The 26,389-nt window shown below is 66.3% G+C and carries 22 protein-coding genes; 8 read left to right on the top strand and 14 right to left on the bottom strand.

Annotated features, from left to right (window positions below):
* Window positions 1-29 precede the first annotated feature (29 nt).
* From P0086_RS03605 to mutS, 4 genes are all read right to left on the bottom strand, one after another.
* Window positions 30-422, bottom strand: coding sequence for a VOC family protein (locus P0086_RS03605; protein WP_275782517.1), 393 nt, complete (start codon window positions 420-422; stop codon window positions 30-32).
* The gene (gene murJ, locus P0086_RS03610) at window positions 419-2,005 is read right to left on the bottom strand and encodes a murein biosynthesis integral membrane protein MurJ (protein ID WP_275782519.1); all 1,587 of its coding nucleotides are present in this window, start codon (window positions 2,003-2,005) and stop codon (window positions 419-421) included. Before murJ ends, P0086_RS03605 begins: the two co-directional genes overlap by 4 nt.
* Window positions 2,002-4,842, bottom strand: a complete 2,841-nt coding sequence (locus P0086_RS03615; RefSeq protein ID WP_148149247.1) for a [protein-PII] uridylyltransferase — start codon at window positions 4,840-4,842, stop codon at window positions 2,002-2,004. The genes murJ and P0086_RS03615 overlap by 4 nt, the downstream gene beginning before the upstream one ends.
* 93 nt (window positions 4,843-4,935) lie before the next feature.
* Entirely contained in the window at window positions 4,936-7,671 is a 2,736-nt protein-coding gene (gene mutS, locus P0086_RS03620; RefSeq protein WP_275782521.1) for a DNA mismatch repair protein MutS, read from the bottom strand.
* 128 nt (window positions 7,672-7,799) lie between these two features.
* On the opposite strand from mutS, the gene P0086_RS03625 reads away from it, so the two are divergent.
* The gene (locus tag P0086_RS03625) at window positions 7,800-10,085 is read left to right on the top strand and encodes an NADP-dependent malic enzyme (RefSeq protein ID WP_112595927.1); all 2,286 of its coding nucleotides are present in this window, start codon (window positions 7,800-7,802) and stop codon (window positions 10,083-10,085) included.
* Between the two features lie 18 nt (window positions 10,086-10,103).
* Here P0086_RS03625 and P0086_RS03630 read toward each other — a convergent pair whose 3' ends face one another.
* The 6 genes from P0086_RS03630 to P0086_RS03655 form a co-directional block, all read right to left on the bottom strand.
* Window positions 10,104-10,964, bottom strand: a complete 861-nt coding sequence (locus tag P0086_RS03630) for a class I SAM-dependent methyltransferase (RefSeq protein ID WP_275782523.1) — start codon at window positions 10,962-10,964, stop codon at window positions 10,104-10,106.
* A 209-nt stretch (window positions 10,965-11,173) separates the two neighbouring features.
* Window positions 11,174-12,052, bottom strand: coding sequence for a GNAT family N-acetyltransferase (locus P0086_RS03635; RefSeq protein WP_112595922.1), 879 nt, complete (start codon window positions 12,050-12,052; stop codon window positions 11,174-11,176).
* Window positions 12,053-12,192: 140 nt separating this feature from the next.
* Window positions 12,193-14,478 (bottom strand): ATP-binding protein, encoded by a 2,286-nt coding sequence (locus P0086_RS03640; protein WP_275782525.1) that lies wholly within the window; start codon window positions 14,476-14,478, stop codon window positions 12,193-12,195.
* Window positions 14,479-14,534: 56 nt separating this feature from the next.
* Entirely contained in the window at window positions 14,535-15,038 is a 504-nt protein-coding gene (lspA, locus tag P0086_RS03645) for a signal peptidase II (protein WP_112609126.1), read from the bottom strand.
* Window positions 15,035-15,901, bottom strand: coding sequence for an RNA methyltransferase (locus P0086_RS03650; protein ID WP_148178281.1), 867 nt, complete (start codon window positions 15,899-15,901; stop codon window positions 15,035-15,037). The genes lspA and P0086_RS03650 overlap by 4 nt, the downstream gene beginning before the upstream one ends.
* Entirely contained in the window at window positions 15,898-17,070 is a 1,173-nt protein-coding gene (locus P0086_RS03655) for a class I SAM-dependent rRNA methyltransferase (protein ID WP_275782528.1), read from the bottom strand. Before P0086_RS03655 ends, P0086_RS03650 begins: the two co-directional genes overlap by 4 nt.
* Before the next feature lie 139 nt (window positions 17,071-17,209).
* On the opposite strand from P0086_RS03655, the gene P0086_RS03660 reads away from it, so the two are divergent.
* Complete coding sequence (locus P0086_RS03660; protein WP_112599960.1) at window positions 17,210-17,659, top strand: carbon monoxide dehydrogenase subunit G; 450 nt, start codon at window positions 17,210-17,212, stop codon at window positions 17,657-17,659.
* 61 nt (window positions 17,660-17,720) lie between these two features.
* On the opposite strand, the gene P0086_RS03665 is transcribed toward P0086_RS03660, so the two are convergent.
* From P0086_RS03665 to sppA, 3 genes are read right to left on the bottom strand one after another with little or no spacing between them, the layout of a single operon-like run.
* Window positions 17,721-18,062 carry a DUF1049 domain-containing protein gene (locus P0086_RS03665; RefSeq protein WP_112599959.1) on the bottom strand — a complete coding sequence of 114 codons (342 nt, stop codon included), beginning with the start codon at window positions 18,060-18,062 and terminating at the stop codon, window positions 17,721-17,723.
* A 53-nt stretch (window positions 18,063-18,115) separates the two neighbouring features.
* Window positions 18,116-18,418 carry an integration host factor subunit beta gene (locus tag P0086_RS03670; RefSeq protein WP_112599958.1) on the bottom strand — a complete coding sequence of 101 codons (303 nt, stop codon included), beginning with the start codon at window positions 18,416-18,418 and terminating at the stop codon, window positions 18,116-18,118.
* A gap of 27 nt (window positions 18,419-18,445) precedes the next feature.
* Window positions 18,446-19,396: a signal peptide peptidase SppA gene (gene sppA, locus P0086_RS03675; RefSeq protein ID WP_112615374.1), complete on the bottom strand. Its 951-nt coding sequence runs from the start codon at window positions 19,394-19,396 to the stop codon at window positions 18,446-18,448.
* Between the two features lie 230 nt (window positions 19,397-19,626).
* On the opposite strand from sppA, the gene lptC reads away from it, so the two are divergent.
* From lptC to ptsN, 6 genes are all read left to right on the top strand, one after another.
* Window positions 19,627-20,295: an LPS export ABC transporter periplasmic protein LptC gene (lptC, locus tag P0086_RS03680; RefSeq protein WP_112599956.1), complete on the top strand. Its 669-nt coding sequence runs from the start codon at window positions 19,627-19,629 to the stop codon at window positions 20,293-20,295.
* A 7-nt stretch (window positions 20,296-20,302) separates the two neighbouring features.
* Window positions 20,303-20,866, top strand: a complete 564-nt coding sequence (locus tag P0086_RS03685) for an LptA/OstA family protein (protein WP_112599955.1) — start codon at window positions 20,303-20,305, stop codon at window positions 20,864-20,866.
* Window positions 20,867-20,898: 32 nt separating this feature from the next.
* Complete coding sequence (gene lptB, locus P0086_RS03690; RefSeq protein WP_112599964.1) at window positions 20,899-21,684, top strand: LPS export ABC transporter ATP-binding protein; 786 nt, start codon at window positions 20,899-20,901, stop codon at window positions 21,682-21,684.
* Between the two features lie 446 nt (window positions 21,685-22,130).
* Window positions 22,131-23,708, top strand: a complete 1,578-nt coding sequence (gene rpoN / locus P0086_RS03695) for an RNA polymerase factor sigma-54 (protein WP_275782529.1) — start codon at window positions 22,131-22,133, stop codon at window positions 23,706-23,708.
* Between the two features lie 450 nt (window positions 23,709-24,158).
* Window positions 24,159-24,734 (top strand): ribosome-associated translation inhibitor RaiA, encoded by a 576-nt coding sequence (gene raiA, locus P0086_RS03700; protein WP_112599953.1) that lies wholly within the window; start codon window positions 24,159-24,161, stop codon window positions 24,732-24,734.
* 75 nt (window positions 24,735-24,809) lie between these two features.
* Window positions 24,810-25,274 (top strand): PTS IIA-like nitrogen regulatory protein PtsN, encoded by a 465-nt coding sequence (ptsN, locus tag P0086_RS03705; RefSeq protein ID WP_112599952.1) that lies wholly within the window; start codon window positions 24,810-24,812, stop codon window positions 25,272-25,274.
* A 268-nt stretch (window positions 25,275-25,542) separates the two neighbouring features.
* On the opposite strand, the gene grpE is transcribed toward ptsN, so the two are convergent.
* Window positions 25,543-26,151 (bottom strand): nucleotide exchange factor GrpE, encoded by a 609-nt coding sequence (gene grpE / locus P0086_RS03710; protein WP_275782531.1) that lies wholly within the window; start codon window positions 26,149-26,151, stop codon window positions 25,543-25,545.
* Window positions 26,152-26,389 lie beyond the last annotated feature (238 nt).

Consider the following 26,389-nt stretch of genomic DNA (forward strand, 5'->3'; position numbering starts at 1 on the left):
CCCATCTGGCGTCCCGTTTCGCACGGCGGTCATCGCGCCGGCTGCAGCAGGTCCCACTTGTTGCCGAACGGATCCTCGAAGACGGCGACGGTGCCGTAGGCTTCCGTGCGCGGCTGTTCGAGGAAGCGAACGCCGGCGGCGACGAAGCCTGAGAAATCGTGTTCGAAATCGTCGGTGTGCAGGAAGAAGCCGACGCGACCTCCCGTTTGCCGCCCGATCGCTTCGGCCTGCGCCTCGTTTGCCGCCCTGGCCAGCAGAAGACCGGTCCCCTCGCCCCCCTTCGGCCGCACCACGACCCAGCGTTTGCCGTCGGGCATCTGCGTGTCCTCGACGAGCTCGAAGCGCAAGGCGCCGCAATAGAAGGCGATCGCACGGTCATAGTCCGGGACCACGAGGGTGACGAGGGCGATCCGTCCCCTCATTCGCCGCTCTCCGGCGCCGGCTTCGGCTTGCGCCTGATGTTGCGGCGGATCATGCCGAGGTCGGCGCCGCCGATCAGGAAGGCCACCCCGAAATAGATCAGCATCGACAGGCCGATCAGGACGGCGAGCGCGCCGACCTGATCGAGGAGCGAGGCGGTGGAGGCAAGCCGCGCCGCCATCAGCCCGGAGGCGTAGTCGAGGCTGGCGGCCATGACGAGGGCGGCGATCACCAGCCTGGCGACGCGCCAGGCGAGCGCCCGCTCCAGCGGCCAGTGGCCGCGGCGCACCAGCGTCACGAACAGGAAGATCGCCGTCAGCCAGCCCGAGGTCGCCTCGGCGGTGGCAATGCCGCGTTCGTGGAAATAGGGAAAGAGCGATACGGCCAGCACGCAGTTGACCACCACCGACAGGAGGGTGATGCGCATCGGCGTCTTCGTGTCCTCGCGGGCGAAGAAGCCGGGATTGAGCGCCTTGATCATGACGAAGCCGGGCAGGCCGAGACCGTAGATCGCCAGCGTACCGGCGACGATGGCGGTGGTCTCGGGCGAAAAGGCGCCGCGCTCGTAGAGCACGCGGACGATCTCGTCGGAGATCACCCAGAGGGCTGCCGCCGCCGGCAGCGTCAGGAACAGCACGAACTCCAGCGAACGGTTCTGCAGGTTGGCCGCCTCGCGCTCGTGCCCCGCCTTCAGCGCCCGCGCCAGTTCCGGCAAGAGCACGACGCCGACGGCGATGCCGACCACGCCGAGCGGCAGCTGGTAGACGCGATCGGCATATTGCAGGGCGGAGATCGCCCCTTCCCTCGTCGAGGCGATCATCTGGCCGATGATCTGGTTGATCTGGGTGATGCCGCCGGTAACGGCGGCCGGCAGCGCCAGCCACAGCAGCCGCTTGACGTTCGGCGTCATCTTCGGCCGGCGGAAGCCGATGCGCATGCCGGCATGCAGGACCCCGGCATAGAGCACGACCATCTGCAGGATGCCGGCGGCGAGCACGCCCCAGGCGAGGTACCAGGCCGTATCGAGCGGTGACGCGCCCGTGTAGAGCCCGAAGCCGAGTGCGCCAATCAGCACGAGATTGAGGAAGATCGGCGCGACGGCGGCCGCAAAATAATGGTGCAGCGAATTCAGCATGCCGGAGAGCATCGCCGTCAGCGACATGCACATCAGGTAGGGGAACATGACGATGGCGAGTTCGACGGTGACGTCGAACTTCTCCGGATCGCCGGCGAAGCCCGGCGCGATGACCCAGGCAACGATCAGCGGCATGGCCAGTTCCATCGCGATGGTGATGATCATCAGCACCGTGAAGAGGACGCCGAAGACCTCCTCGGAGAACCGCTTGGCGCCGTCGACGCCGCCGGCCTCTATTTCCTTGGCGAAGAGCGGCACGAAGGCGGCGTTGAAGGCGCCCTCGGCAAAGAGGCGGCGAAACAGGTTGGGAAAGCGGAAGGCGGCGTAGAAAGCGTCGGCCATCGGACCGGTGCCGAGGGCTGCGGCCATCAGCGTTTCGCGGGCGAAGCCGAGGATGCGGCTGCCGAGCGTTGCGCCGCCGACGGTGGCGAATTTCTTGACGAGGCTCATTCCTTGGCCCTAGCCCCCGGTTGCGCGCCGACGGGCGCCACGATGCCGGACGGCATGCGGTCGCGCGCCTCGTCCGCCTCCTCGGCCATGACCGCCTTCAGGCGTGCGGCGATGTTGGCCTGCCGGTTCTCGTTGGTGACCTTCTGGCCGAGCAGGTCGTTGACGTAGAAGGTGTCGATCACCTTCTCGCCGAAGGTGGTGATGTGGGCGGAGGCGATGTCGAGCGACAGGTCCGACAGAACGGCGGTCACCTCGGAGAGCAGCCCCGGCCGGTCGAGGCACTCGATCTCGATCACCGTGAACTTGTTGGACAGCGCATTGGAGATCGTGACGGCCGGCGGCACGGTGAAGGTCTTGGAGCGCTTGCGGCCGCGCGTGCGGTTGGCGATGACTTCCGGCAGGCGCTTGCGGCCCGAAAGCACGTCCTCGATCATCTTGCCGATGTTGGCGGCGCGGCGCATCTCGTCGGCATCGGTCGAAAACTCGCGGTTGACGAGGATCGTGTCCAGGGCGCGGCCGTCGGAGGTGGTGTGGATCTGCGCGTCGACGATATTGGCGCCGGCAGCGGCACAGGCGCCGGCAATGACCGTCAACAGCCGCGGATGGTCGGGAGAGAGCACGGTGATCTCGGTGATGGCATGGAAGCTGTCCGTGCGCACCATCGTCGCCAGGGCCTGCCCTGCCTTGTCGGCGCCGCGGATGAAGCTCGCGTGACGCACCTGCTCCTCCAGCGAAACCGTCAGCAGGTAGGGATCGTAGTGCAGCCGCGCATAGGCCCTGCGGTCCTTCTGGCTCCAGTCGGCGAGCGCCTCCGACAGCGCCTCGCGCGCGGCCTTGGCCCGCTCCTTGCGCGAGACTTCGGAGAAGCCCCCGGACAGCACCAGCTCCGTCTCGTAGTAGAGCGTGCGCAGCAGCTGCCCCTTCCAGCCGTTCCACACGCCCGGACCGACCGCGCGGATGTCGCAGACGGTGAGCACCAGCAGCATCTTCAGGCGCTCCATCGAACGCACCTTGTCGGCGAAGTCGACGATCGTCTTGCGGTCGTTGAGGTCGCGCGTCTGCGCCACCATCGACATGACCAGGTGCTCCTCGATCAGCCAGACGACGAGCTCGGTCTGCTTCGGCGTCAGGCCGAAGCGCTGGCAGAGCCGGCGTGCCACCCGGGCTCCGGCGACCGAATGGTCTTCCGGCCGTCCCTTGGCGACGTCGTGCAGCAGCACCGCCACATAGAGCGGCAGGCGGTCCTCGATGCTGGGCATGACCTGCATGGCGGCAAGCGGATGCGCCTCCGTCTCGCGCCCCTGGTCGATGCCGGCCAGCACGCCCACGGCGCGGATCAGGTGCTCGTCGACCGTGTAGTGGTGATACATGTTGAACTGCATCATCGCGACGATCTTGCCGAACTCCGGGATGAAGCGGCCGAGCACGCCGGCCTCGTTCATCCGCCGCAGCATCAGTGCGGGGTCGCGCGGCGAGGTGAGGATCGACAGGAACAGCCGGTTGGCCTCGTCGTTCTCGCGCAGGGCGTTGTTGACCAGGCCGAGGGAGCGGGTGACGAGCTTCAGCGCGTCGGGATGGAATTCCAGACCGTTGAGATCGGCGATGTGAAAGAGCCGGATCAGGTTGACCGGATCGCGCTTGAAGACGTCGGGGCTGGCAATGGTGATCCGGCCACGGTCCTCGACGAAGTCGAGCGAGCCCGGAATCTTGCGGTTGCGGCGGGTGAAGCGGCTGATCGCGGCGGTGATGCCCGGTGCTTCCTTGGCCTGCTGGTCCTCGAGTGCCGCGCAGAAGATGCGCGTCAGGTCGCCGACGTCCTTGGCGACCAGGAAATAGTGCTTCATGAAACGCTCGACCGCCGACAGCCCCGGATGCGGCTGATAGCCGAGGCAGGCGGCGATCTCCGACTGCACGTCGAAGGAGAGCCTCTCCTCGGCCTTGCCGCTGAGGAAATGGAGATGGCAGCGCACCGCCCAGAGGAAGTCGTCGGCCTTCTGGAACAGCTTGAACTCGTGCCGCGACAGGACGCCCAGCTTGACCAGCTCCTCCGGGTCGCGGATGTGGTAGTAGTACTTGGCGATCCAGAAGAGCGTGTGCAGGTCGCGCAAGCCCCCCTTGCCCTCCTTGATGTTCGGCTCCACCAGATAGCGCGTGTCGCCGGCCTTGCGATGGCGCTCGTCGCGCTCGGCGAGCTTGGCGGCGATGAACTCCGGGCCCGTGCCGCGCATGATCTCGCGCTCGAAACGGACGGCGAGCTCGTCGAACAAGTGGCGCGAGCCGCAGAGATAGCGCGCCTCGAGGATGGCGGTGCGGATCGTCATGTCGCCGCGCGACAGCGAGATGCACTCCTCGATGTTGCGGGTGGCGTGGCCGACCTTGAAGCCCATGTCCCACAGCAGGTAGAGCATGAACTCGATCGCCGGTTCGCTCCAGGGCTGCGGGCGGGCCGGCAGCAGGAAGAGCAGGTCGATGTCCGAACCCGGCGCCAGCGTGCCGCGGCCATAGCCGCCGACGGCGGTCACGGTGATGCGCGCGGCCTCGGGGGCCATGGCGGCGTTGAAGACGTGGTTCAGCGCGAAGTCGTGGACGACGGAGATCAACTGGTCCTGCAGCCAGGAGAGCCGCGCGGCGCAGGCGAGACCGCTGCCGTCGGCAAAGAGCAGTTCGCGCGCCTGCTCGCGCCCCAGCTGGTAGGCCTTCTTCAATTCGGCCAACAGCGCCTGGCGCATGCGGTCGCGCTGTTCGGCGTTGGCACTGGCGATGAATTCGCATTTGGCCCGCAGGGCCGCCACGTCGAGCAGGCCCGAATGGGCCGGTACCGTCACTTTGCTGTCCATCGAATCGCGGCCGCCTGCTGCCTTCCTGCTGCGTTCACCTCCCGGTGCTGAAGCGCTATAGCCCTTTTTGCACCGCGGCGACAGTCACTAGCCTCAGCGATCGCCGGCTTCCTTCTTCAACGCGTAGAGCGCCTCCAGCGCCTCGCGCGGCGACATGTCGTCCGGGCTGAGGTGCTTCAGCATCTCCTCGACCTTCGAAGGTCCCGCCCTGGCCGCCTCCTCCCGCCTGACCGCCACCTGGAACAGCGGCAGGTCGTCGATCAGCTGGCTCGCCGGGTTCTTCCGATCGGCATCCTCGAGCTTGGCGAGCACGTCCTTCGCCCGCGACACGACGGACGCGGGCAGGCCGGCAAGCCGGGCCACCTGGATGCCGTAGGAGCGGTCGGCGGCACCGGGCCCCACCTCATGGAGGAAGATCACCTCGCCGTCCCATTCCTTCACCCGCATCGTGGCATTGGAAAGGCGGGCGAGCTTTTCGGAAAGCACCGTCAGCTCGTGGAAATGGGTGGCGAACAGGCCGCGGCAGCGGTTCGCCTCGTGCAGGTGCTCGACCGCCGCCCAGGCGATCGACAGGCCGTCGAAGGTTGCGGTTCCGCGGCCGATCTCGTCGAGGATCACCAGCGAATGCTCGGTCGCCTGGTTGAGGATCGCCGCCGTCTCGACCATCTCGACCATGAAGGTCGAACGGCCGCGGGCGAGGTCGTCGGAGGCGCCGACGCGGGAGAACAGCCGGTCGACGATGCCGATATGGGCGCTTTCGGCCGGAACGTAGGAGCCCATCTGCGCCAGGATCGCGATCAGCGCATTCTGGCGGAGGAAGGTCGACTTACCACCCATGTTCGGGCCGGTCAGCAGCCAGATCGCCCCGTTTCCGTCACCGCCTGTCGGCGAGAGATCGCAGGCATTGGCGACGAAGGGATTGCCGGCCTGCCGGCGCAGCGCCTGCTCGACGACCGGATGGCGGCCGCCGACGATCGCAAACATCTTCGAGCGGTCGACGACGGGGCGGCAATAGGCCTGCTCCTCGGCGAGCACGGCAAGTCCCTGCGAGACGTCGACCACCGACAGCGCGCGTGCGGCCGCCTTGATCGCATCGGCCTCCGCCACCACGGCCTGCGAGAGGGCCTCGAAGGCCGACAGCTCGATCGCCAGCGCCCGGTCGGCGGCATTGGCGATCTTGGTCTCCAGCTCCGAGAGCACGGTGGTCGTAAACCGCATCGCGCCGGCCATCGTCTGCCGGTGGATGAAGCGCGCCTTGGCCTCGTCACCTTCGGTGAGCGCCGAAGCGTTGCCGGCGGAGACTTCGATGAAATAGCCGAGCACGTTGTTGTGCTTGATCTTCAGCGACCTGACGCCCGTCTCCTCGGCATATTGCAGCTGCAGGCCGGCGATCACCCGGCGCGACTGATCGCGCAGGCTCCGCATCTCGTCGAGCTCGGCATCCGCGCCCTCGCGGATGAAGCCGCCGTCGCGCTTCAGGAGCGGCAACTCGTCGCCGAGCATGGAGGCGAGCCGTTCGGCGAGGTCCGCGGGCAGGGCCGCGATGTCCTTGCAGGCCGCCGCCAGCTCGCCGTCGAGCTCCTGCGCCGCCATCATGCCGGCGACGGCGGAGGCCGCCCGCAACCCCTGCAACAGCGCGCCGAGATCGCGCGGGCCGCCGCGGCCGAGCGCCAGGCGCGAAAGCGCCCGTGGCATGTCCGGCAGGAGCTTCAGCGCGTCGCGCAGGTCCGAGGCGAAGGATGGACGGTCGACAAGGGCCGCGATGGAGTCCAGCCGCGCATTAACCCGCTCCGGATCGGTCAGCGGCGACATCAGCCGCTCGGCGAGAAGCCGCGCGCCGCCGCTCGTCACCGTCCGGTCGATGGCCTTGAGGAGGGTGCCGCTCTTCTCGCCGGAGAGCGTGCGCACCAGTTCGAGGTTGGCGCGCGTGGCGGGATCGATGAACAGCGTGGACGCCGCGCTTTCGCGTTCCGGCAGGCCGAGCGGCGGGCGCTCGGCGATCTGCGTCTTCTCCACATAGGCGATCGCGGCCGAGGCCGCCGAGAGCTCCGCGCGCGAGAAGGAGCCGAAACCGTCGAGCGTGCCGACGTCGAAATAGCGGGCGATCCGTCCCTCGGCGGTGGCGCTGTCGAACAGCACCGCCGGCTGGGGAACGACGACGCGGCCGAGCACGTCGACCACCGGCCGGAAGTCCGGATCGTGGAAGAGCGTGTCGGGCACGATCAGTTCGCGCGGCTCGATGCGCAGAATGTCCGCCAAAAGCCGCTGCTGCGTCGTCTCGGCGAGACGGAAGACGCCGGTGGAGATATCGATCCAGGCGAGCGCCAGTGCCGGCTCGGCGCCGCCGCGGATCCGCGACAGGGTCATCAGATAGTTCGCATCCGACGGCGAGAGCAGCTTCTCCTCCGTCAGCGTCCCCGGCGTGACGAGGCGGACGACGTCGCGGCGGACGACCGACTTCGAGCCACGCTTCTTGGCCTCCGCCGGATCCTCGACCTGCTCGCAGACGGCGACGCGGAAGCCGAGCGCGATCAGCTTCTGCAGGTAGTCGTCGGCGGCATGGATCGGCACGCCGCACATCGGGATTTCCTGCCCCAGGTGCTGGCCGCGCTTGGTCAGCGTGATGCCGAGCGCGCGCGAAGCGTCCACCGCGTCCTGGAAGAACAGCTCGTAGAAGTCGCCCATGCGATAGAACAGCAGGCTGTCGGGGTTGTTGGCCTTGATCTCGATATACTGTTCCATCATCGGCGTCGCCGATGCGCGGCTCGCCACGCTGGCAAGCTCGGCGGTCGTCAATATGTCGCTGGGGCGCACGATCTGGTCGTTCACGGAAAAGCTGTTCATCCCAAAAAAAGAGGTGTCACCCTATCCGCCTGTCGCTATAGAAGACAACACCTCAAGGAGGCGCAGGACCTGCTGCCCACAGGAGGTTGAGCAAAAGGCATGGGGGGAGACCGATGGCGGAGAGCGGCAAGACGAAGCGGGCGGTTGCGAGCGTGACCGATCAGGAAGCACTGGATTTCCACGCCCAGGGGCGCCCCGGCAAGCTGGAGATCACGCCGACCAAGCCGATGGCGACGCAGCGCGACCTGTCGCTCGCCTACTCGCCGGGCGTCGCCGTCCCGGTCAAGGCGATCGCCGAGGACCCCTCGCGCGCCTATGACTACACCTCGCGCGGCAACATGGTCGCCGTCATCTCGAACGGCACCGCCATCCTCGGCCTCGGCAATCTCGGCGCACTCGCCTCCAAGCCGGTGATGGAAGGCAAGTCGGTCCTCTTCAAGCGCTTCGCCGACGTCGACAGCATCGACCTCGAAGTCGACACCGAGAACGTCGACGAATTCATCAACTGCGTCCGCTATCTCGGCCCCTCCTTCGGCGGCATCAACCTGGAAGACATCAAGGCGCCGGACTGTTTCATCATCGAGCAGCGCCTGCGCGAGCTGATGGACATCCCGGTCTTCCACGACGACCAGCACGGCACCGCCATCATCGCCGCCGCCGGCCTGATCAACGCACTGACGCTGACCGGCCGCGACTTCAAGACGACCAAGCTCGTCTGCAACGGCGCGGGTGCGGCCGCCATCGCCTGCATCGAGCTGATCAAGTCGATGGGCTTCAATCCGGAAAACGTCATCCTCTGCGACACCAAGGGCGTCATCTACCAGGGCCGCGAGGAGGGCATGAACCAGTGGAAGTCGGCGCATGCGGTCAAGACCGACCGCCGCAGCCTGCAGGAAGCCCTCGATGGCGCCGACGTCTTCTTCGGCCTTTCGGCCAAGGGGGCGCTGACGGCGGAGATGGTGCGCTCGATGGCGCCGCACCCGATCATCTTCGCCATGGCCAATCCCGACCCGGAGATCACCCCGGAGGAGGTCGCCCGCATCCGTGACGATGCGATCGTCGCCACCGGGCGCTCTGACTATCCGAACCAGGTCAACAACGTCCTCGGTTTCCCCTACATCTTCCGCGGGGCGCTGGACGTGCGCGCCACCACGATCAACGACGCGATGAAGATCGCGGCCGCCGAGGCGCTCGCCAACCTCGCCAAGGAGGACGTGCCGGACGACGTCGCGGCCGCCTACCAGGGCAACCGGCCGCGTTTCGGCGCGCAGTACATCATCCCCGTGCCCTTCGATCCGCGGCTGATCTCGGCCATTCCGGTCGCCGTCGCGAGAGCCGCCATGGATACGGGCGTCGCCCGCCGGCCGCTGCTCGACCTCGACGCCTATGCGCGCGAACTCAAGGCCCGCCGCGACCCGATCGCCTCGACGCTGCAGAGCATCTACGCCCGCGTGCGCCGGCATCCGAAGCGGGTCGTCTTCGCCGAGGGCGAGGAGGAGCAGATGATGCGCGCCGCCGTCTCCTACGCCAACCAGCAGCTCGGCACCGCCATCCTGGTCGGCCGCGAGGAGCGCATGCGCGAGACCGCCGAGCGTGCCGGCATCGATCTCGACCGCCCCGGCATCGAGCTCCTGAATGCGCGCATCTCCAAGCGCAACGACGCCTATACCGACTATCTCTATGCCCGCATCCAGCGGAAGGGCTATCTCTTCCGTGACGCCCAGCGGCTGATCAACAACGACCGCAACCATTTCGCCGCCTGCATGGTGGCGCTCGGCGATGCGGATGCGATGGTCACGGGGCTGACGCGCAACTATTCGACCGCGCTGGAGGACGTGCGCCGTTGCATCGACGCCAAGCCGGGCCATCGCGTCATCGGCGCCTCGCTGGCGCTCTGCCGCGGCCGCACCGTGCTCGTCGCCGACACGGCCGTGCACGACATGCCGAACGCGGAGGAACTGGCCGACATCGCCGAGGAGGCCGCCGGCCTCGCGCGCCGGCTCGGCTACGAGCCGCGCGTGGCGATGCTCGCCTATTCCACCTTCGGCAATCCCTCCGGCGAACGCTCCGAGCGGGTGCGCGAGGCGGTGAAGATCCTCGACAAGCGCCGCGTCGATTTCGAATACGACGGCGAGATGGCCGCCGACGTCGCGCTGAACCCGAAGATCATGGAGCAGTATCCGTTCTGCCGGCTCTCGGGTCCCGGCAACGTGCTGGTCATGCCCGCCTTCCACTCGGCCGCCATCTCGACAAAGATGCTGCAGGAGCTCGGCGGCTCGACGGTGATCGGGCCGCTGCTCGTCGGCCTCGACAAGTCAGTGCAGATCGTCTCGATGGGCGCCAAGGACTCAGACATCGTCAACATGGCGGCGCTGGCGGCCTATAACGCGGGGGTCTGATCCCCGCGCTGCCGGCCGTCACCAGGGCGAGATCAGCGGCGGATCGGGCTTGTCGAACAGGTACTGCATCGGATTGACGCCGGCCGTCGATTCCGGCCCCTTCCGCACGCAGGCTAAGGTAAAGTACACCCCCTCGCCCAGCCCGCCGAACGACCTGCGCGAAAACTCGGCGGGATCGTATGGCCAGATGCTGTGGCTGTTCCAGCGTTCGCTAAAGGGGATCGGGCGGGCGCGATAGGGATCCTCGACGATACGCAGGACCGACAGATCCCGGATGTCGTAACGATTGGCGCGATAGTAGTCGCGGAACATCGTCGGCGAGAACTGATAGAAGCCGTGGTCGAAGGTGTTGTTGCCGGGCATGATGTGGACGATGTGACCGCCGACATTGGCAAGATCGCCCATGTTGACCATCACCTGGCGAACGTCGAACACGTGCTCCATCACGCCCGCATCGAGGACGAGATCGAAACCGCGCCCGGTTACTGCCCGGATGTCGCGATCGTTCAGGTCGAACGTGTATGAGACCGGCCCGTAATTGTCGCTGATCTCGACGCTGAAGATCTCGCGAAAGCCGAGCGCCCGATAGAAGAGCTCATCGGTAATGACGGGGCCTTCGATGATCTTGCGGTGCCGGAATTCGGGATTGAACTGCCGGTTCTCCCGAAAGATCCGGTCCACGTCCGACTGCGTCTGCTGATCGAAGAAGCGCACGCCCTGGTCGGTCCTGTGCGCGTAGCCGGTCTCGATCATCACGTCGAAGAAATCATCCAGCGTCAGGAAGAAATCGAGACGTCCGAGGCTGATCAGGCTACCACCGGCACCGTTGTCCTTGCATTGACGCGCGAAGTATCTCGCCTGACAGAGAAGCAAGCCCAAATTGTCACTCCAATATGTCTCGTCCGAAATCATCGACGCGAATGGAATTCGGCCCCGGGTGCGGCCGCCGATGAGGCGCGGGCGGAATCATGCCCCTGCGGCTGCGATGACGGACATATAGATCCCGTGGATTGCACGAGCCTTGCCGCGGGCCTGCCGTCGGGCTGGTGGAACACCGGTGGCGATGTCTTATGCCCTCGAGGACAGGCTCAGCTGGCGAAACGGCCGGCGTCGGCGCCGTAGTAGTTGATGTAGCGGCCGGAAATGCTGCCGATCGGCAGCACGATCAGCACGTCGGTGGTGCGGAAGGCATGGTCGACGACGGCGCCGTCGCCGATCATCGCGCCGAGCCGCAGGTAGCCCTTGACCAGCGGCGGCATGGCAGCAAGGGCGCGCCGGGCATTGACCGCCTCGCTCGGCATCAGGTCCATGGTGCGATACTGGTCGTCATGGGCCCTGACCGCCCACTCCCCGCCCGCCATCGCGTTCTGGTGCAGGAAGGACAGCGCCAGCGCATGTTCCTCCGGGACGACGCCGCCGAACGAGGCGCAGCCGAACATCGCCTGGACATCGTGCTTGAGCGCATAGGCCCAGGCGCCCTGCCAGAGCAGCTCGACCGTCCGCTTGGTGCGGTACTGCGGCAGAACGCAGGAACGGCCGAGCTCCATGAAGCGCTTGCCGGGATGGCGGGCGATCAAAGATTCGACGTCGAATTCCGACTGCGAGTAGAAGCCGCCCGAGCCCTTGGCGACATCCTGGCGCAGCAGCCGGTAGGTGCCGACGATCTGTTCTTCCGGGTCGCCCTCGATCGCCGTGTCGAGCACGAGCAGATGGTCGCAGACCATGTCCCAGGCGTCGATGTCGCGCCTGCGGCGCATCGCGTCGGGCGCGATCTGCGCATTCATCTCCTCGACGAACACGCGATAGCGCACCGCCTGGGCAGCGTCGATCTCGCTGTTCTTCAGGGCCAGGCGCGTCTCCAGCGTGCCGATGCGACCCAGCACTTCGGTGGGCTTGCGCACGGGAAGCTGGCACGTCGACGGTACGGTTTCGGTCACCACGTTGGGCTCTGCGATCTCCACGGTCATGGCCACCTCCTCTGCGTTGATTTGCGCGTCTTTAAACACGAATCTGCAACAGGACGGTGACATCCACGCGACCGGGACAATAGGACCGTGGACGGCGACGGGCAAGGACCCGCGGGGCACAATCAGGGGCAGCAGCGACGCTAGTTCGACACCTGCGCGGCCATGAGCCGGGAGACCTCGGAAAGCAGCACCGGCGGCTCTGCGGGCTTGACCATGACACAGGCCGCGCCGCAGGCGATCAAATCCTGGTGAAGCGCCGGCCTGCGGTCCGCGGTCAGCACGATGACCGGCACCGCGTTCTCTGCGGAGGCGATCGCCCGGATAACCTCGCGCCCTTCGCCGCCCGGCATACCGACGTCGGTGATGACCATGTCGGGCCGAGGCCCGTCGCCGCCGAGGGCCGAAAGCAGCGCCGGGAAATCCTCGACGCACTCGACCGCGAAGCCTGCCTTCGAGAGCATCGAGCGTACGAGCATCGCATTGATCGGATCGTCCTCGGCCAGAAGGACGCGACCGGCCGGCCGCTGCGGCCGGGGCGGCCGGGGTGCGACGTCGTCTGTCGGCGGCTCGCTCAGGACCGGACGGTTGTCGTTGATCGCGTCGCGGATCTCGATGCCCTTCATCCGGCCGCGCAGGACTTCGATCAGCGAGCGCTCGCGCAAGGGGCGGATCAGCCAGGCGTCATAACCCTCGCCGTTGCCGATTGCCCGGCCGGTGCGTTCCTCGGGATTGACCAGATAGACGCGGCGGGTGCGCGGGTCGGCGAAGACCGGCAGATGGGCGAGCTCGCGCCTGAAGTCGCCCGAGAGCCTGTTGTCGACGATGATGTCGGTCAGCGGAAAGGCGACAGCACCCTTGGCGATCTCCAGCGCCTCGTTCACCTCGGCCAGATGGCGGCAGGTGCCGCCGAGCGTCTCGATCGTCCGCTTGAGGGCACGGGAGGCCGGTCCCTCCGGTGCGAACAGGAAGACGGCCGAGCCGCGCAACGGTCCGGACCGGGCGGAGACAGGCGCGAGCGAGGGCGCCGCCGGCATCCGGATCGTGAAGGTGGAGCCGCGCCCGAGCTCGCTTGCAAGCGTCAGCGCGCCGCCGGCCTCGCGCAGAATGCGCGCCGAGATCGCAAGCCCGAGCCCGGTGCCGCCGCGGCGCTGGGAGACACCGCCGGCCTGCTCGAACGCCTCGAACACCCGCGCCTGTTCTTCCGCCGTCATGCCCGGACCGCTGTCGGTCACGGTGACGACGACATGCTCGCCGTCGAGCGCGGTCTCGAGATAGACCCCTCCGGTGGGGGTGAACTTCACCGCGTTGCCGATGACGTTGTAGAGCACCTGCCGCAACCGTGGCCCGTCGAAGAGCATCACGGCGGGCACGTCGGCTGAAACGAAGGATCCGATCTCGATCCCCTTTTCGTGGGCCCGCGGCGACAGCATCTCGACGACGCTTTCCAGAAGCGGGCGCACCGGCTCCTCGCAGGGGCGAAGCTGGAAGCGGCCGGCCTCGATCGTGGAGAAGTCGAGCAGGTCGTCGACGAGCTGCACCAGGGCATGGCCGGACTGGCGGATGCCGGCGAGGTAGTTCTTCTGCTCCGCCGTCAGCCGCGTCTGCCCGATGAGGTGCGACATGCCGAGAATGCCCGACAGCGGCGTGCGGATCTCGTGGCTGACGGTGGCGAGCAGGCGGGATTTCGTCTCGCTCTCCATCTCCGCCCGGCGCCGGGCGATCTCGCGCTCGTTCTCCGCCCGGCGCTCCTCGGTGACGTCGCGGGCGATGCTGTGGATGACCAGCTCTCCGGTCGAAGGGTCGCGGATGGTGATGTCGTGCCAGGCATAGATGCGCGCGCCGCCCGGCGTGGTGATCTCGACGTCGTAGTGGTAGGGCAGCGCCTGCGAGCGGAAATCGAGGCCGATCTCGCTGCAGGAAAGCCCGGTCGGGTCGACGATGCCGACGAGGTCGCTCAGCACGGCATTGGCACGCAGGATCCTGCCGTCCAGCGACCGCACCATGACGATATCGCGCAGGATGTCGTGGATCGCGGCCGTGACGGCGGCCGTCTCGTTCTGCTCCCAATGGCGATCGTGGTGCTGCTCGGCGCGGCGGCCGTTTCGCTGTGCGCTGTGCAGCCCGTTGCGGACCACCAGGATCGCGCCGGCGATGCCGATCGTGCCGAGGCTGAAGGCGGCGATGTGAAAATCCTGAAGAATGCCGGTGACGAGCACCAGCCCGGCGGAAAGCAGGGTCAGCCCGGCGACGATCGCCGAGGTGAACGCCTGGTCGAAGGACGCCTGGCCTGCGACATCGACCGACGGCCCGGCGGCGCGCACGCCCTCGCCCGGTTCGCCGCCTTCGTTGCGCGGCGCTCCCCCGTCGTTCGGCTCTTCCGCGAATTCCGCCCGGAGCCTGTCCTGGAGCTTGGCTGGTTCGCTCATGCGACCGCAGATAGCACGCCAAGCGTTCAGAACCGCTTCAGCAAACCGCTCGCATTTTAACGATCGGCGGGCGCCTTGCGCCGGCGCATCAGCAGCAGCTCATCCAGCAGGATCAGGCCGGCGCCGATCGTGATGAAGCTGTCTGCGAGGTTGAAGACGGCGAAAGACCAGGTGGAGGTGTAGAACAGCACGTAGTCGATGACATAGCCGTAGAGGAAGCGGTCGACGAGATTGCCGATCGCGCCGGCGATGATCAGCGCGTAGCCGGCATGCGCCACACCCCTCGCCTTCGGCGTCTGCCACCACAGCCAGCTGACGAAGGCCACGACCACGAGGCGCAGGCCGACGATGAACCAGTCCTCCATGCCCGACAGCATCGAGAACGCGACGCCGTAGTTGTAGGTGCGATAGAGCGCCAGCATGGGGACGACGTGAACCGGCTGCTGGAACGGCAGCCAGGCCTCGACCGCGAACTTGACCACTTGGTCGAGCACGATGGCAAGGACGATGAAGGAGATGACCGGGACCGGCCTCGAGAACAACGGTATGCGATCGCTCATTCGGAGGCGTCCAGCGACAGGAGGTGCCGGCGCGCTTCGAACAGCATGATGCCGGTCGCAATCGCCAGGTTGAGGGAATCTGCGCGTCCGGCCTGGGGGATGCGCGCCAGTGCATCGGCTTGCTGCGCCAGCTCGTCGGGAATGCCGGCCTGCTCGTTGCCCATCAGGAGAACGACCGGCCGCCCCTTGTAGTCGATCGTGCGGTAGTCGACGGCACCGGCCAGGTGCGTGGCGACGACCTTCACGCCGGCTTCCTTCTTCCAGCGTAGGAAATCGGCAAGCGAGGCCTTGCTGACGGGCATGGCGAAGACGGAGCCCATCGTGGCGCGTACCGTTTCCAGCGAAAACGGATCGGTGGTGTCGCCGACGAGGATGACGCCGGAAGCGCCGGCCGCATCGGCGGTGCGGATGATCGTGCCGAGATTGCCCGGGTCGCGGACGCGATCCAGCGCCACGTAGGTCTCGCCGGCGGCCGGGCGGAGCTCCCTCAACGGGGTGTAGCGCTGCTCGAAGACGCCGACGACCATCTGTGGATTGTCGCGCCGGGTGATCGCCGACATCACCTTCTCGCTGACCTCCAGCACCAGTCCGCCCTTGGCAAAAGTCTTCGCGGCGACCTGCTCCACCTGCGGCTTGCCCTTGGCCGCCTTGGCATAGACGAGCGTGCGGATGGTCCAGCCGAGTTCCAGCGCGTCGATGACGAGCTTCAGCCCCTCGGCCATGAACGTCTTCGTCTCGTCACGCGTCTTCTTCTGCGCGAGCGCCTTGATGTCCTTGACGATCGGATTGGCGAGGCTCGTGACCTCCTTGACCTGGCCCACGCGATGGGGCCCCCTGTCGTGGTCGTGGCGATGTTCGCTCATCGGGAAGTCCACCGGCTGAAGAGGGAGGTGGAGAGGGCGCGGCCGGGCACACCGCCGTCGACGCCGCCCTCGCGGATGACGAGCTCGCCGGACTCGACCAGTCCGCCGCGGCCGCGCATGGTCTCGCGCACCAGCTCGTGGATCGAGTAGAAGCTCGCCCGGATGGAATAGGCCGTCAGCACCAGGGCGGCATCCTTCGGCGCCAGGATCTCGCGGCAGACGTCGAGCATCAGCGGCAGGCCTTCGAAGAGCTGCCAGACCTCGCCGTTCGGCCCGCGGCCGAACTTGGGCGGATCGGCCAGGATGATGTCATAGGTGCTGCCGCGGCGCTCCTCGCGCAGGATGAACTTCATCGCATCCTCGCAGATCCAGCGGATCGGCAGCTTCTCGCCACGGCCGAGCGCCTGGTTCTCGCGCGCCCAGCCGATCGCCTTCCTGGAGGCATCGACATGGGTGACCTCGGCGCCGGCGCGGGCGGCCACCAGCGAGGCGACCCCGGTATAGCCGAAGAGATTCAGCACCTTCAGCGGTCGGCCGGAGGCTTCGATGCGCGCCTTCATCCAGCTCCAGTGGGCCAGTTGCTCCGGAAAGACGCCGACATGGCGGAAGGCGGTGAAGCGGCCATGGAAGTCGGTGTCGAGCAGCCGCATCGGCCAGGTCTCGCCAAGGGCTGCGCCGGGAAACCGCCAGCGGCCCATGCCGTCCTCGTCGGTATCGCCGGTGAAGACGGCATCCGCCTTGTCCCATACCGCCTGCGGCAGGCTGCGCGGCCACAGCGCCTGCGCCTCCGGACGGACGATCCGGTAGGGGCCGTACTGCTCCAGCTTCTCGCCGGCGCCGCTGTCGATCAGGCGGTAGTCGTCGGTGCCGGCGGTCTCGAGGATCACCGGAACGCGTTCGGCCGGCTTGTCGCCGGAATGCACCCTGACCGGGCGCTGCGGCTCGGACGCCTGTTCGGCGGCCGGCTTCTTCGGGCGGGCGGGTGCCGCCTCGGCTGTGGCATGGCGCGTCTTTGCGGGCGCCCGCGCCGGATGGGGATGCTTCGAACCGCCCTTCCTATCGGGCTTGGCCGCGACCTTGGCAGGCGCTGCGGGCCGGGCGCGTTCACTGGCGCGCGCTGCACCCGTCGCGGCGGGGCCCTTCTTCTGCCGGCGATTCCTGTCCTTCACGTTGCGGTCCGTCTGTTTCTTTCGGGAAAGCGGACGCAGATCCGCGGGAAAGCGAGACCAAATAGCACCGCTGTCCCACTTGGCAAAGCGCTTTCCGATCTGCGATAAATCCAGCTGGCGCTTCAGGAGGAGAAACGCAATGGACTTGACAGGTGAGGAGCGCATCGCCGCCCCGCGCGATGCCGTCTGGGCCGCGCTGAACGATCCCGACACGCTGCGGGCCTGCATCCCCGGTTGCCAGTCGCTGACCCAGACGTCGCCGACCGAACTCGAAGCGACCGTCAAGATCAAGATCGGCCCCGTCTCCGCCACCTTCAAGGGCGAGGTGACGCTGTCGAACCTCAATCCGCCGGAAAGCTACACGATCGCCGGCGAAGGCAAGGGCGGGATCGCCGGCTTCGCCAAGGGCGGGGCAGACGTGACGCTCGCCGACGAGGGCGCCACCACGCTGCTCACCTATGCCGTCCACGCCGAGGTCGGCGGCAAGCTCGCCCAGCTCGGCTCGCGGCTGATCGATTCCACCTCGAAGAAGCTCGCCGCACAGTTCTTCACCGACCTCGGCACCCGCCTGAACGGCGGCGCCGCGTAGGGCGCTCTCGCCCGTCAACGGGGAGAGGGCGGCGGGCGCTGCGTTTGCGGCCAGCCGCTTCCTACTTCGGCGCGGCCAGCGACGTCTGCGAGGCGAGCGTTTCGGCACGGGCCTTCTGCCGGTCGGCCTCGGTCTGCCACTTGACCGCCTCGGTGGCCTCGACGCGGGCACGCTTGCGGTACTTGTGCTGGCTGATCCAGGTCGCGACCGCGCCGATGATCATGCCGAGCAGCAGCGCCAGGAACAGGAAGACGAAGAAGGGCGCGGTCAGCGACAGCACGGAATCTTCCGGCCGGAACGGGTTGAGCGCCATGCGAACCGGCTGGCGGTTGGCAACCGAGAGCACGATGAGCACGATCGCGATCGGCACCAGCACGACGATGTTGACGATTTTCCTGACCATGGGGCCGCCTCCCGCAAACGGAACTGTCGATGGGCCGCGGCGCGGCGCCGAAATCAATCGGCGTCGTCGTCCGCGTGATTGGGATTGAGCCGCTCGCGCAGCTCCTTGCCGGTCTTGAAGAAGGGTACCCACTTCTCCTCGACGAAGACGCTGTCGCCGGTGCGCGGGTTGCGGCCGGAACGCGACGGGCGGTTCTTGACCGAAAAGGCACCGAAGCCGCGCAGCTCGACCCGGTTGCCGGCTGCGAGGGCATCGGAGATTTCGTCCAGCACCGCGTTGACGATGTTCTCCACATCGCGGTGATAGAGATGCGGATTGCGAGCGGCGACGATCTGTACCAATTCTGACTTGATCACTGTTGTCCCCTCAAAACGCGTGTCTTTTCAATCACGTCCAACCTGCCAAACAGAGACAAGACCGTCAAGGAACAACTTTTCACCCCCGAGCTTTTCGATCGCTTCGGAGGGCCCGACATCGAGGCCCAACAGCCCCTTCAAGAGGTCGGCGGAATCGATTCCGAAGCCGAACAGGTTCGAGCGGCGCGGCTTCTCGTAGTCGATGACGGAGAGGCTGCGGCTGACGTCCCGCGTCTGGAGATAGTCGCGGATCTCGCTGTCGCCGCCGAGCTTGTCGACGAGCTTGGCCTGCAGCGCCTGGCGGCCGGTATAGATGCTGCCGTCGGCCAGCCGCAAGACCTCCTCGCGCGGCAGCTTGCGGCGGTCGGCGACGAGATCGACGAACCAGGCGAAGCTGTCGTCGACCATGCGGCGGATCATCGCCCGCGCCTCCTCGCTCGCCGGATGGAACGGCGAGGGCTCGGCCTTCAGCGGCGCCGACTTGACCTCGTCGAGCGAGACGCCGAGCTTGTCCATCAGCGGCTTGACCTGCGGATACTGGAAGATCACGCCGATCGAGCCGGTGATCGAGCTCTCGCCGGCGACGATGGTGTCACCGGCCGTCGCGATCATGTAGCCGGCGGAGGCGGCGAGCGTGCGCACGTCGGCGACGACGGGCTTCTTCTCGGCCACCTTGCGCAGCGCCTTGAAGATGACCTCGCCGCCATAGGTCGTCCCGCCCGGCGAAGTGATGGACACCACCAGCGCCTTGGCGCGGTCGTTCCGCTCGATCCGCTCCAGCCGTTCCAGAAGCTCGGTGTCGTCCTGGATGATACCGCTGATCTCGACGCGCGCGATGTGGTTCTGGGCGGCGCCGGGCTCCCAGTTGACGGCGACCGCGACAAATGCGGCGGCGCCCGCGACCAAGAGGGCGGCGACACGCCAGAAGGTGAGCTTGCGGCGCAACTGCCGACGATCGGCTATGGCGGACTGGTCCATCTCGAAAATTCCCGTGCGGTGAGTTTTTCGCGGCCAATGGCAGAGGCGCCATTTGCCAAGTGCCTCATCGATATGGCATTAGCCGGGCAGATGGCAAATCATCCGCGCGAAAATTTGCCCATCCATTGTTTATTCAGGAATAATCGCCATATGGGGCGCGTTACTATGGTGCAGGGCACACGCGGCTGAGCCGGCACGGGCCCTTTCGGGCCGCAACATCGAATTGGGTCATGCTGACAACAGTCGCAGATACGCAGCACGTTGAGCATCCGGATGGCCGGGCGACGGAAGCATACCGCCGCGCCGCACGCCATTCGGCGCGCGTGCGCGTGCTCAAGATCGCGCTGCCCGTCATCGGCCTCCTGATCGCAGCGATCTTCGCCATCGTCTCCATCGTCAGCACCTATATTCCCGACGAGCTCGACGTGGAGAGCGCCACGATCGAGGACGGCAAGGTGGTGATGAAGAACCCGGCCATCGCCGGTCGCAACCGCGACGGCATCAGCTACTCGATGAAGGCCGACCGGGCGCTCCAGGACATGAAGAACCCGGACATCATCCAGCTGGAGAACATCAAGGCGCAGATGCCGGTCAACGACAAGATGATCGCACAGGTCGACGCCGTCACCGGCATCTACGACCGCGGCCGCAACATCCTCGACATGACCGCGCCGTTCACCATTCGCCTCAATACCGGGCTCGAGGCCGCCTTCCGCGATGCCCATCTCGACATCAACGGCGGCCGCATGTCCACGCAACAACCCGTCACCATCCAGTCCAAGGAAGCTTCGATTGTTGCGCAGTCGCTGCGAATGACGGATAAAGGGCGAACCGTCGTCTTCGAGGGAGACGTCGTCGTCAATGTCGATCCCGCCGCCATCCGCAACAGAGAGAAGTAGGGCCACGATGTCCGCATTTTCTGAACCCGCGCAAAGACATGCCATCCTGCCGCTCCTCGCCGCCGGCCTCTTCCTGGCCGCAACGGCCGCGGGCGCGCAGGAAACCAAGAGCCAGCTGAAGGGGCTTCAGCTGTCCAACGACAAGCCGATCCAGATCCAGAGCGACAAGCTGGAGATCCAGCAGCAGTCCAACACCGCCCAGTTCAGCGGCAACGTCAAGGTGGTGCAGGGGACGACCACCCTGCAGGCCGGCAGCATGGTGGTGCACTATGCCGCCCAGGGCGGCGGCTCGATCTCGAGCGGCGATGCCGACATCGAGAAGATCGAGGTCGCCGACAAGGTGTTCCTTCAGTCGGGCACGCAGGAAGCCACCGCCGATACCGGCACCTTCAACCTCATCGACGAGGTGTTCGTGCTGAAGGGCGACAAGGTGGTGCTTTCGGAAGGCAAGAACGTTTTCGTCGGCTGCCAGTTGACCGTGCTGATGCGCACGGGCGAAGCCAAACTCGACGCCTGCGGCGGCCGGGTCATGATCCAGCTCGACCCCAAGTCCCGCAAAACCACGAACTGACGACGCCCGTGTCCCTCGTTTCGCTCTCCCGCATGTCGCGCCGCGTGAAGAAGGCCGAGCCGGTCATTCGGCGCACGGCCGACACGTCGCGCTATGAAGGCACCCTGATCGCCCGCAACCTGTCGAAGAGCTATGGCGGCAGGCGCGTGGTCAACGGCGTGTCGCTCGTCGTGCGCCGCGGCGAAGCGGTCGGCCTGCTCGGACCGAACGGCGCCGGCAAGACGACCTGCTTCTACATGATCACCGGTCTGGTGCCGGTGGACGAGGGCACGATCGAGCTCAACGGCAATGACGTCACGACGATGCCGATGTATCGCCGCGCCCGCCTCGGCGTCGGCTACCTGCCGCAGGAGGCCTCGATCTTCCGCGGGCTGACCGTGGAGCAGAACATCCGCGCCGTCCTGGAAGTGCACGACCGCGACCGGGCGCGCCGCGAACGCAAGCTCGACAGCCTGCTTGCCGAATTTTCGATCTCGCACCTGCGCAAATCGGCGGCGATCGCGCTTTCCGGCGGCGAGCGCCGCCGGCTGGAGATCGCCCGGGCGCTGGCCACCGACCCCACCTTCATGCTGCTCGACGAGCCCTTCGCCGGCGTCGACCCGATTTCGGTCGCCGACATCCAGGCGCTGGTGCGCCACCTGACCTCGCGCGGCATCGGCGTTCTGATCACCGACCACAACGTCCGCGAGACGCTGGGCCTGATCGACCGCGCCTACATCATTCACGCCGGAGAGGTGCTGACGCACGGCCGCGCCAACGACATCGTCGCCAATCCCGACGTGCGCCGCCTCTATCTGGGCGACAATTTCAGCCTGTAGGAACAGCCTCGCCTTTTTGCGAACTTTCGTGCGCCCATGATTTTGCAGGGCTGGCGGCTGCCGTTTCCAGGGCGGGGTCACGGGAATTTCATGCGTTTGCGGCCGCCGGCGCGACGAAATTCACCTTATCGCGCAACGGCTGCTTGACCAAATCCGATAAAAAAGCAATTTTTGGGCCAGCCTGAATTTCGGGGTGAGATCGCAGGTCTTCCAACCCGAGGCCAAGGCGGCGGCACGGCCTTTCCGAGACGGGGTTTGGGACGGCGGGCCTGGGTGTTTGCTGCACCGCGCGCCCTTGATGGGGCGCTCAGAGGAGGCAGCGGAATTGTGAACTGCGCAACATCTGCTTCGGAGATCTCGATCTCCGGAAACGATCGCGCCTGCGTACGGCGTCCTTGTTCAATCTTGAGCGACATGCGGTGCCGTAAGGGAGTATGAGCGTCCGCATGGCACTCGCAGCCAGCCTTCTTCTGCGGCAAAGCCAGTCTCTGGTCATGACGCCGCAACTGATGCAGTCGATCCAGCTGCTGCAGATGACGCATCTGGAACTGACGCAGTTCATCGAAAACGAGGTCGAGCGCAATCCCCTGCTCGAGCTGGCATCGGGCGACGATGGCGCCCGCGGCGGCGACGACGTCGTTCATGCCGAGAGCGACTACTATTCCGTCAACGAGGAACGCCCAGCCGCAGGCGGCGAGACGGCCGGGGACGGCTATGCCGGCGACCTCTACGATTCTGCGACGGCCGGCCGGACGGACAGCATGGCCGACTCCTTCGACACGAGCATGGAGAACGTCTTTCCCGACGACGCCGGCCCGAAGACGGCCGACGCGCCGGAACTGCTCGGCCAGTGGAAGTCGATGCCGGGTGCTGCCGACGGCAGCGGCGAGGGCTACGACCTCGACGAGTTCATCGCGGGGCAGACGACGCTGCGCGACCACCTCGAGGCCCAGGTTCCGTTCTCGCTCAGCGCACCGGTCGACCGGCTGATCGCCAGGCACCTGATCGACCAGCTGGACGAGGCCGGCTACCTGAGTTCAAACCTGGCCGAGACCGCGCTGAAGCTCGGAAAGCCGCTGCAGGAGGTCGAGCGCGTTCTCGACACGCTGCAGCAGATGGATCCGCCCGGCGTCTTCGCCCGCACGCTTGCCGAATGCCTCGCGATCCAGCTGCGCGCCCGCGACCGCTTCGACCCGGCGATGGCCGCACTGATCGGCAACCTCGAGCTTCTCGCCCGTCGCGACTTCGCCACCTTGAAGCGGCTGTGCGGCGTGGACGAGGAAGACCTGATCGACATGCTGGCGGAGATCCGCAAGCTGGACCCGAAGCCGGGAACGCGCTTCCAGGCGGGCGTCAGCGAATCCGTCGTGCCCGACATCGTCGTGCGGGCCGCCCCCGACGGCAGCTGGATCGTCGAGCTCAACCCCGACACGTTGCCGCGGGTGCTGGTGAACAACGACTACTATGCCTCCGTCTCGCGCAGGTCGAAGCGGGCGAGCGACGACCAGGCCTTCCTGAACGAGTGCCTGCAGAACGCCAACTGGCTGACCCGGAGCCTGGACCAGCGCGCCAGGACGATCATGAAGGTCGCCACCGAGATCGTCCGCCTGCAGGACGCCTTCCTCGTGCACGGCGTCGACCATCTGCGGCCACTGAACCTCAAGACGGTCGCCGAAGCCATCAAGATGCATGAATCGACCGTCAGCCGCGTCACGTCGAACAAGTACATGCTGACGCCCCGCGGCCTGTTCGAGCTGAAATACTTCTTCACCGTGTCGATCGGCGCCTCCGGCGGCGGCGATTCGCATTCGGCGGAATCCGTGCGTCATCGCATCCGGACGATGATCGCCCAGGAGACTCCGGAAGACGTGCTCTCCGACGACGACATCGTGGACATCCTCAAGAAGGGCGGCGTCGACATCGCCCGCCGGACTGTGGCGAAATACCGCGAGGCGATGAACATCCCCTCCTCCGTCCAGCGTCGCCGCGAGAAGCGGGCCCTGGCCAAGGCCGCCGGTTTCTGACACCGGCGGTCGGACAACGGTTCCAATTGCCGAACAATTTGGCCCGGCTGCCGAAAGCCGCCCTCCCCCTGCCTTCACGCAATCGTGCTTGCCGGCGAGCGCCTGTGCGTGCAGCCGAACGCCGATGCAAACCAAGGCGTTAGGCCCGGCCGGCGGCCCGGCCCCGGTCGCGGCGGAGCGTTTGGCATCGACGGCGGGATCCATTTTCCGTCTCCGCCGTTACCGGCTGCGACGAGAACGTGTCCGGCCTGTTCCGCCTGGCGCTGTTGACTCTCGGGAAAGGAAGGGATAGATGCCCGCCCCAATTCCAGCGAGAAGACAGGCCGGATCTGGTATGCCCGTTTTCCCCGGTACGACAGGCGATAAGGTGTTGCTCGCGTGAAGTGCTTGGATGACGGGTCCGGTTGGAATAGACTGTGGCACGCAAATCACAATCAGAGAGGAAGCTCCATGAGTGTGCGTGTATCCGGCAAACATATGGAAATCGGCGATGCATTCCGGCTGCGAATTGAAGAGCAGATCGGGGCGGCCGTAACCAAGTATTTCGATGGAGGATATTCGAGCCAGGTCACCGTGGAAAAATCCGGCTCCCGATTTAGCGCCGACTGCAAGGTTCACCTCGACACCGGGGCCGCCCTGCAGGCAAACGGCGAGGCGAATGACCCGATCATCGCGTTCGACGCGGCTTCCGATCGGATTGAAAAGCGCCTTCGCCGGTACAAGCGCAAGCTGAAGGACCACCACAACGGAAACGGCCATGACGTCTTTGCGGAAGTCGCCTATGCGGTCGTGGACGCCATACCGGATGACACGGAAGAACTCCCGGCCGACTACGCACCGACCATCGTTGCGGAGAGCACGAAGAAGCTGAAGACCATGTCCGTTGCGAGCGCCGTCATGGCGCTCGACATGACGGACGAACCGGTCCTGCTCTTCCGCAGCGTCGGCCAAGAGCAGCTCAACATCGTCTACAGACGGAACGACGGAAATATTGGCTGGATAGATGCAGCCAATATCAAAGGCTAAAGTGGCAGGGGGAAGCGCCCGGGGGCTGGGCGCTTTCCGCTTCAATCCTTCACTGCGGCTCACGAGGACAAGAGAATGGCATTGGCAGGTTTGCTGCAGCAGAGTGCGATAATTCCGGCTATGAAAGCCAATTCGAAGAAGCAGCTACTTCAGGAACTGGCAATAAAAGCGGCGAAGATCACCGGGCTTCCGGAACGCGAGATATTCGATGTCATCCTCCAGCGCGAGCGTCTCGGCTCGACGGGGGTCGGCAACGGCATCGCGATCCCGCACGGCAAGCTCAAGGAGCTGGATCAGATCACCGGCCTCTTCGCCCGCCTGGAGACGCCCGTGGACTTCGAGGCCCTGGACGACCAGCCGGTCGATCTGGTGTTCCTGCTGCTCGCGCCGGAAGGCGCGGGCGCCGATCATCTGAAGGCCCTTTCGCGCATCGCCCGGGTGCTGCGCGATCCGGCCATGGTCGCGAAGCTGCGGTCTTCGGATTCGGCGACCGCGATTTACGCCTGCCTGAGCGAGGAACACGCGTCCAACGCCGCCTGATCGGCGACCGGCCGCAGGCACGCAACAGGGAGCGCTGGCGCTCGTCCCTGAGTGCGGGGCGTTGTGCATGCGGCGCCGACAAGCCGACCTCACTGGTCGGCGTTGTCGCCTGCACCGCCCGCCGCTGTGGGACAGGAAAACAAACGGCCCTGTGCCAGCGGCTTGCCGACTCCGAAAAACTCCATCGCATCAGCCTTCGCCGCAAAGAAAAACCCGGCAGCCGCGAGGATGCCAGGTTTCGAACGTGTCGAGGATGCGTTCGGCGTTCTCAGGCCTGCTCGGGCTTGTCCCCGCCGGCGGCGACCTTCGGCCCGCCCTTGGACACGCCGACCATCGCCGGCCGCAGTACGCGATCGCCGATCTTGTAGCCATCCTGGACGACCTGCAGCACGGTCCCGTTGGGCACGTCGGCGTTCGGAACCTCGAACATCGCCTGATGGAAGTTCGGATCGAACTTCTCGCCGACCGGCTCCAGCTTGCGCACGCCATGGCGCTCCAGCGCGGTCAGCATCGCGCGCTCGGTCATCTCCACGCCCTCGACAAGCGCCTTGAGGCCGGCGTCGCCCGCCTCGCGCGCTTCGGCCGGGATGGCATCGAGACCCCGGCGCAGATTGTCGGAAACGGCCAGCATGTCCCGCGCGAAGCCCGAAATCGCATAGGACTTGGCGTCCTTGACGTCCCGCTCGGTGCGGCGGCGAAGATTGTCCATCTCGGCGGCAAGTCGCAGGTACTTGTCGCGCAGGTCCGCGTTCTCGGCCCGCAGCTGCTCGACCGGATCGACTTCGGCCTCGGGTGCTTCGTTCTCTGGCGACACAGCGGCGGTCTCGGCCTCGTCATTGGCGGCTTCGGGGGCGTGCTTGCTGGTATCGTCGGTCATGGTTTTCTCCGGATTGAGAAAGCGGCATGTCCCGGGATCGATGGCGATGCTCCGGGCCATGCATGGGTTGAACGGGTGGAGCAGGCCGGCACACCCTTCAGGCAGCGCGGCGCTCCTTCATTCCCCAGCCGTCCGCGCAGCTTCAACCTGCGGGGACAATGAGAGGGAGTTGAGGCGGATATCGAGCTTCGCGGCGAAAAAATCAAGGTCCTTGACCGAACTCGGCAAAATCGCGGGG

Origin of the sequence: Mycoplana sp. MJR14 (genome assembly GCF_029210525.1) — a bacterium.
Lineage (GTDB): Bacteria > Pseudomonadota > Alphaproteobacteria > Rhizobiales > Rhizobiaceae > Mycoplana.

Bases quoted from the DNA above. Each gene is read 5' to 3' on its own strand.
- P0086_RS03605 (WP_275782517.1), bottom strand. From the start codon at position 422: ATGAGGGGACGGATCGCCCTCGTCACCCTCGTGGTCCCGGACTATGAC.
- murJ (WP_275782519.1), bottom strand. From the start codon at position 2,005: ATGAGCCTCGTCAAGAAATTCGCCACCGTCGGCGGCGCAACGCTCGGC.
- P0086_RS03615 (WP_148149247.1), bottom strand. From the start codon at position 4,842: ATGGACAGCAAAGTGACGGTACCGGCCCATTCGGGCCTGCTCGACGTG.
- P0086_RS03625 (WP_112595927.1), top strand. From the start codon at position 7,800: ATGGCGGAGAGCGGCAAGACGAAGCGGGCGGTTGCGAGCGTGACCGAT.
- P0086_RS03635 (WP_112595922.1), bottom strand. From the start codon at position 12,052: ATGACCGTGGAGATCGCAGAGCCCAACGTGGTGACCGAAACCGTACCG.
- P0086_RS03640 (WP_275782525.1), bottom strand. From the start codon at position 14,478: ATGAGCGAACCAGCCAAGCTCCAGGACAGGCTCCGGGCGGAATTCGCG.
- lspA (WP_112609126.1), bottom strand. From the start codon at position 15,038: ATGAGCGATCGCATACCGTTGTTCTCGAGGCCGGTCCCGGTCATCTCC.
- P0086_RS03650 (WP_148178281.1), bottom strand. From the start codon at position 15,901: ATGAGCGAACATCGCCACGACCACGACAGGGGGCCCCATCGCGTGGGC.
- P0086_RS03660 (WP_112599960.1), top strand. From the start codon at position 17,210: ATGGACTTGACAGGTGAGGAGCGCATCGCCGCCCCGCGCGATGCCGTC.
- P0086_RS03665 (WP_112599959.1), bottom strand. From the start codon at position 18,062: ATGGTCAGGAAAATCGTCAACATCGTCGTGCTGGTGCCGATCGCGATC.
- sppA (WP_112615374.1), bottom strand. From the start codon at position 19,396: ATGGACCAGTCCGCCATAGCCGATCGTCGGCAGTTGCGCCGCAAGCTC.
- lptC (WP_112599956.1), top strand. From the start codon at position 19,627: ATGCTGACAACAGTCGCAGATACGCAGCACGTTGAGCATCCGGATGGC.
- P0086_RS03685 (WP_112599955.1), top strand. From the start codon at position 20,303: ATGTCCGCATTTTCTGAACCCGCGCAAAGACATGCCATCCTGCCGCTC.
- lptB (WP_112599964.1), top strand. From the start codon at position 20,899: ATGTCGCGCCGCGTGAAGAAGGCCGAGCCGGTCATTCGGCGCACGGCC.
- rpoN (WP_275782529.1), top strand. From the start codon at position 22,131: ATGGCACTCGCAGCCAGCCTTCTTCTGCGGCAAAGCCAGTCTCTGGTC.
- raiA (WP_112599953.1), top strand. From the start codon at position 24,159: ATGAGTGTGCGTGTATCCGGCAAACATATGGAAATCGGCGATGCATTC.
- ptsN (WP_112599952.1), top strand. From the start codon at position 24,810: ATGGCATTGGCAGGTTTGCTGCAGCAGAGTGCGATAATTCCGGCTATG.
- grpE (WP_275782531.1), bottom strand. From the start codon at position 26,151: ATGACCGACGATACCAGCAAGCACGCCCCCGAAGCCGCCAATGACGAG.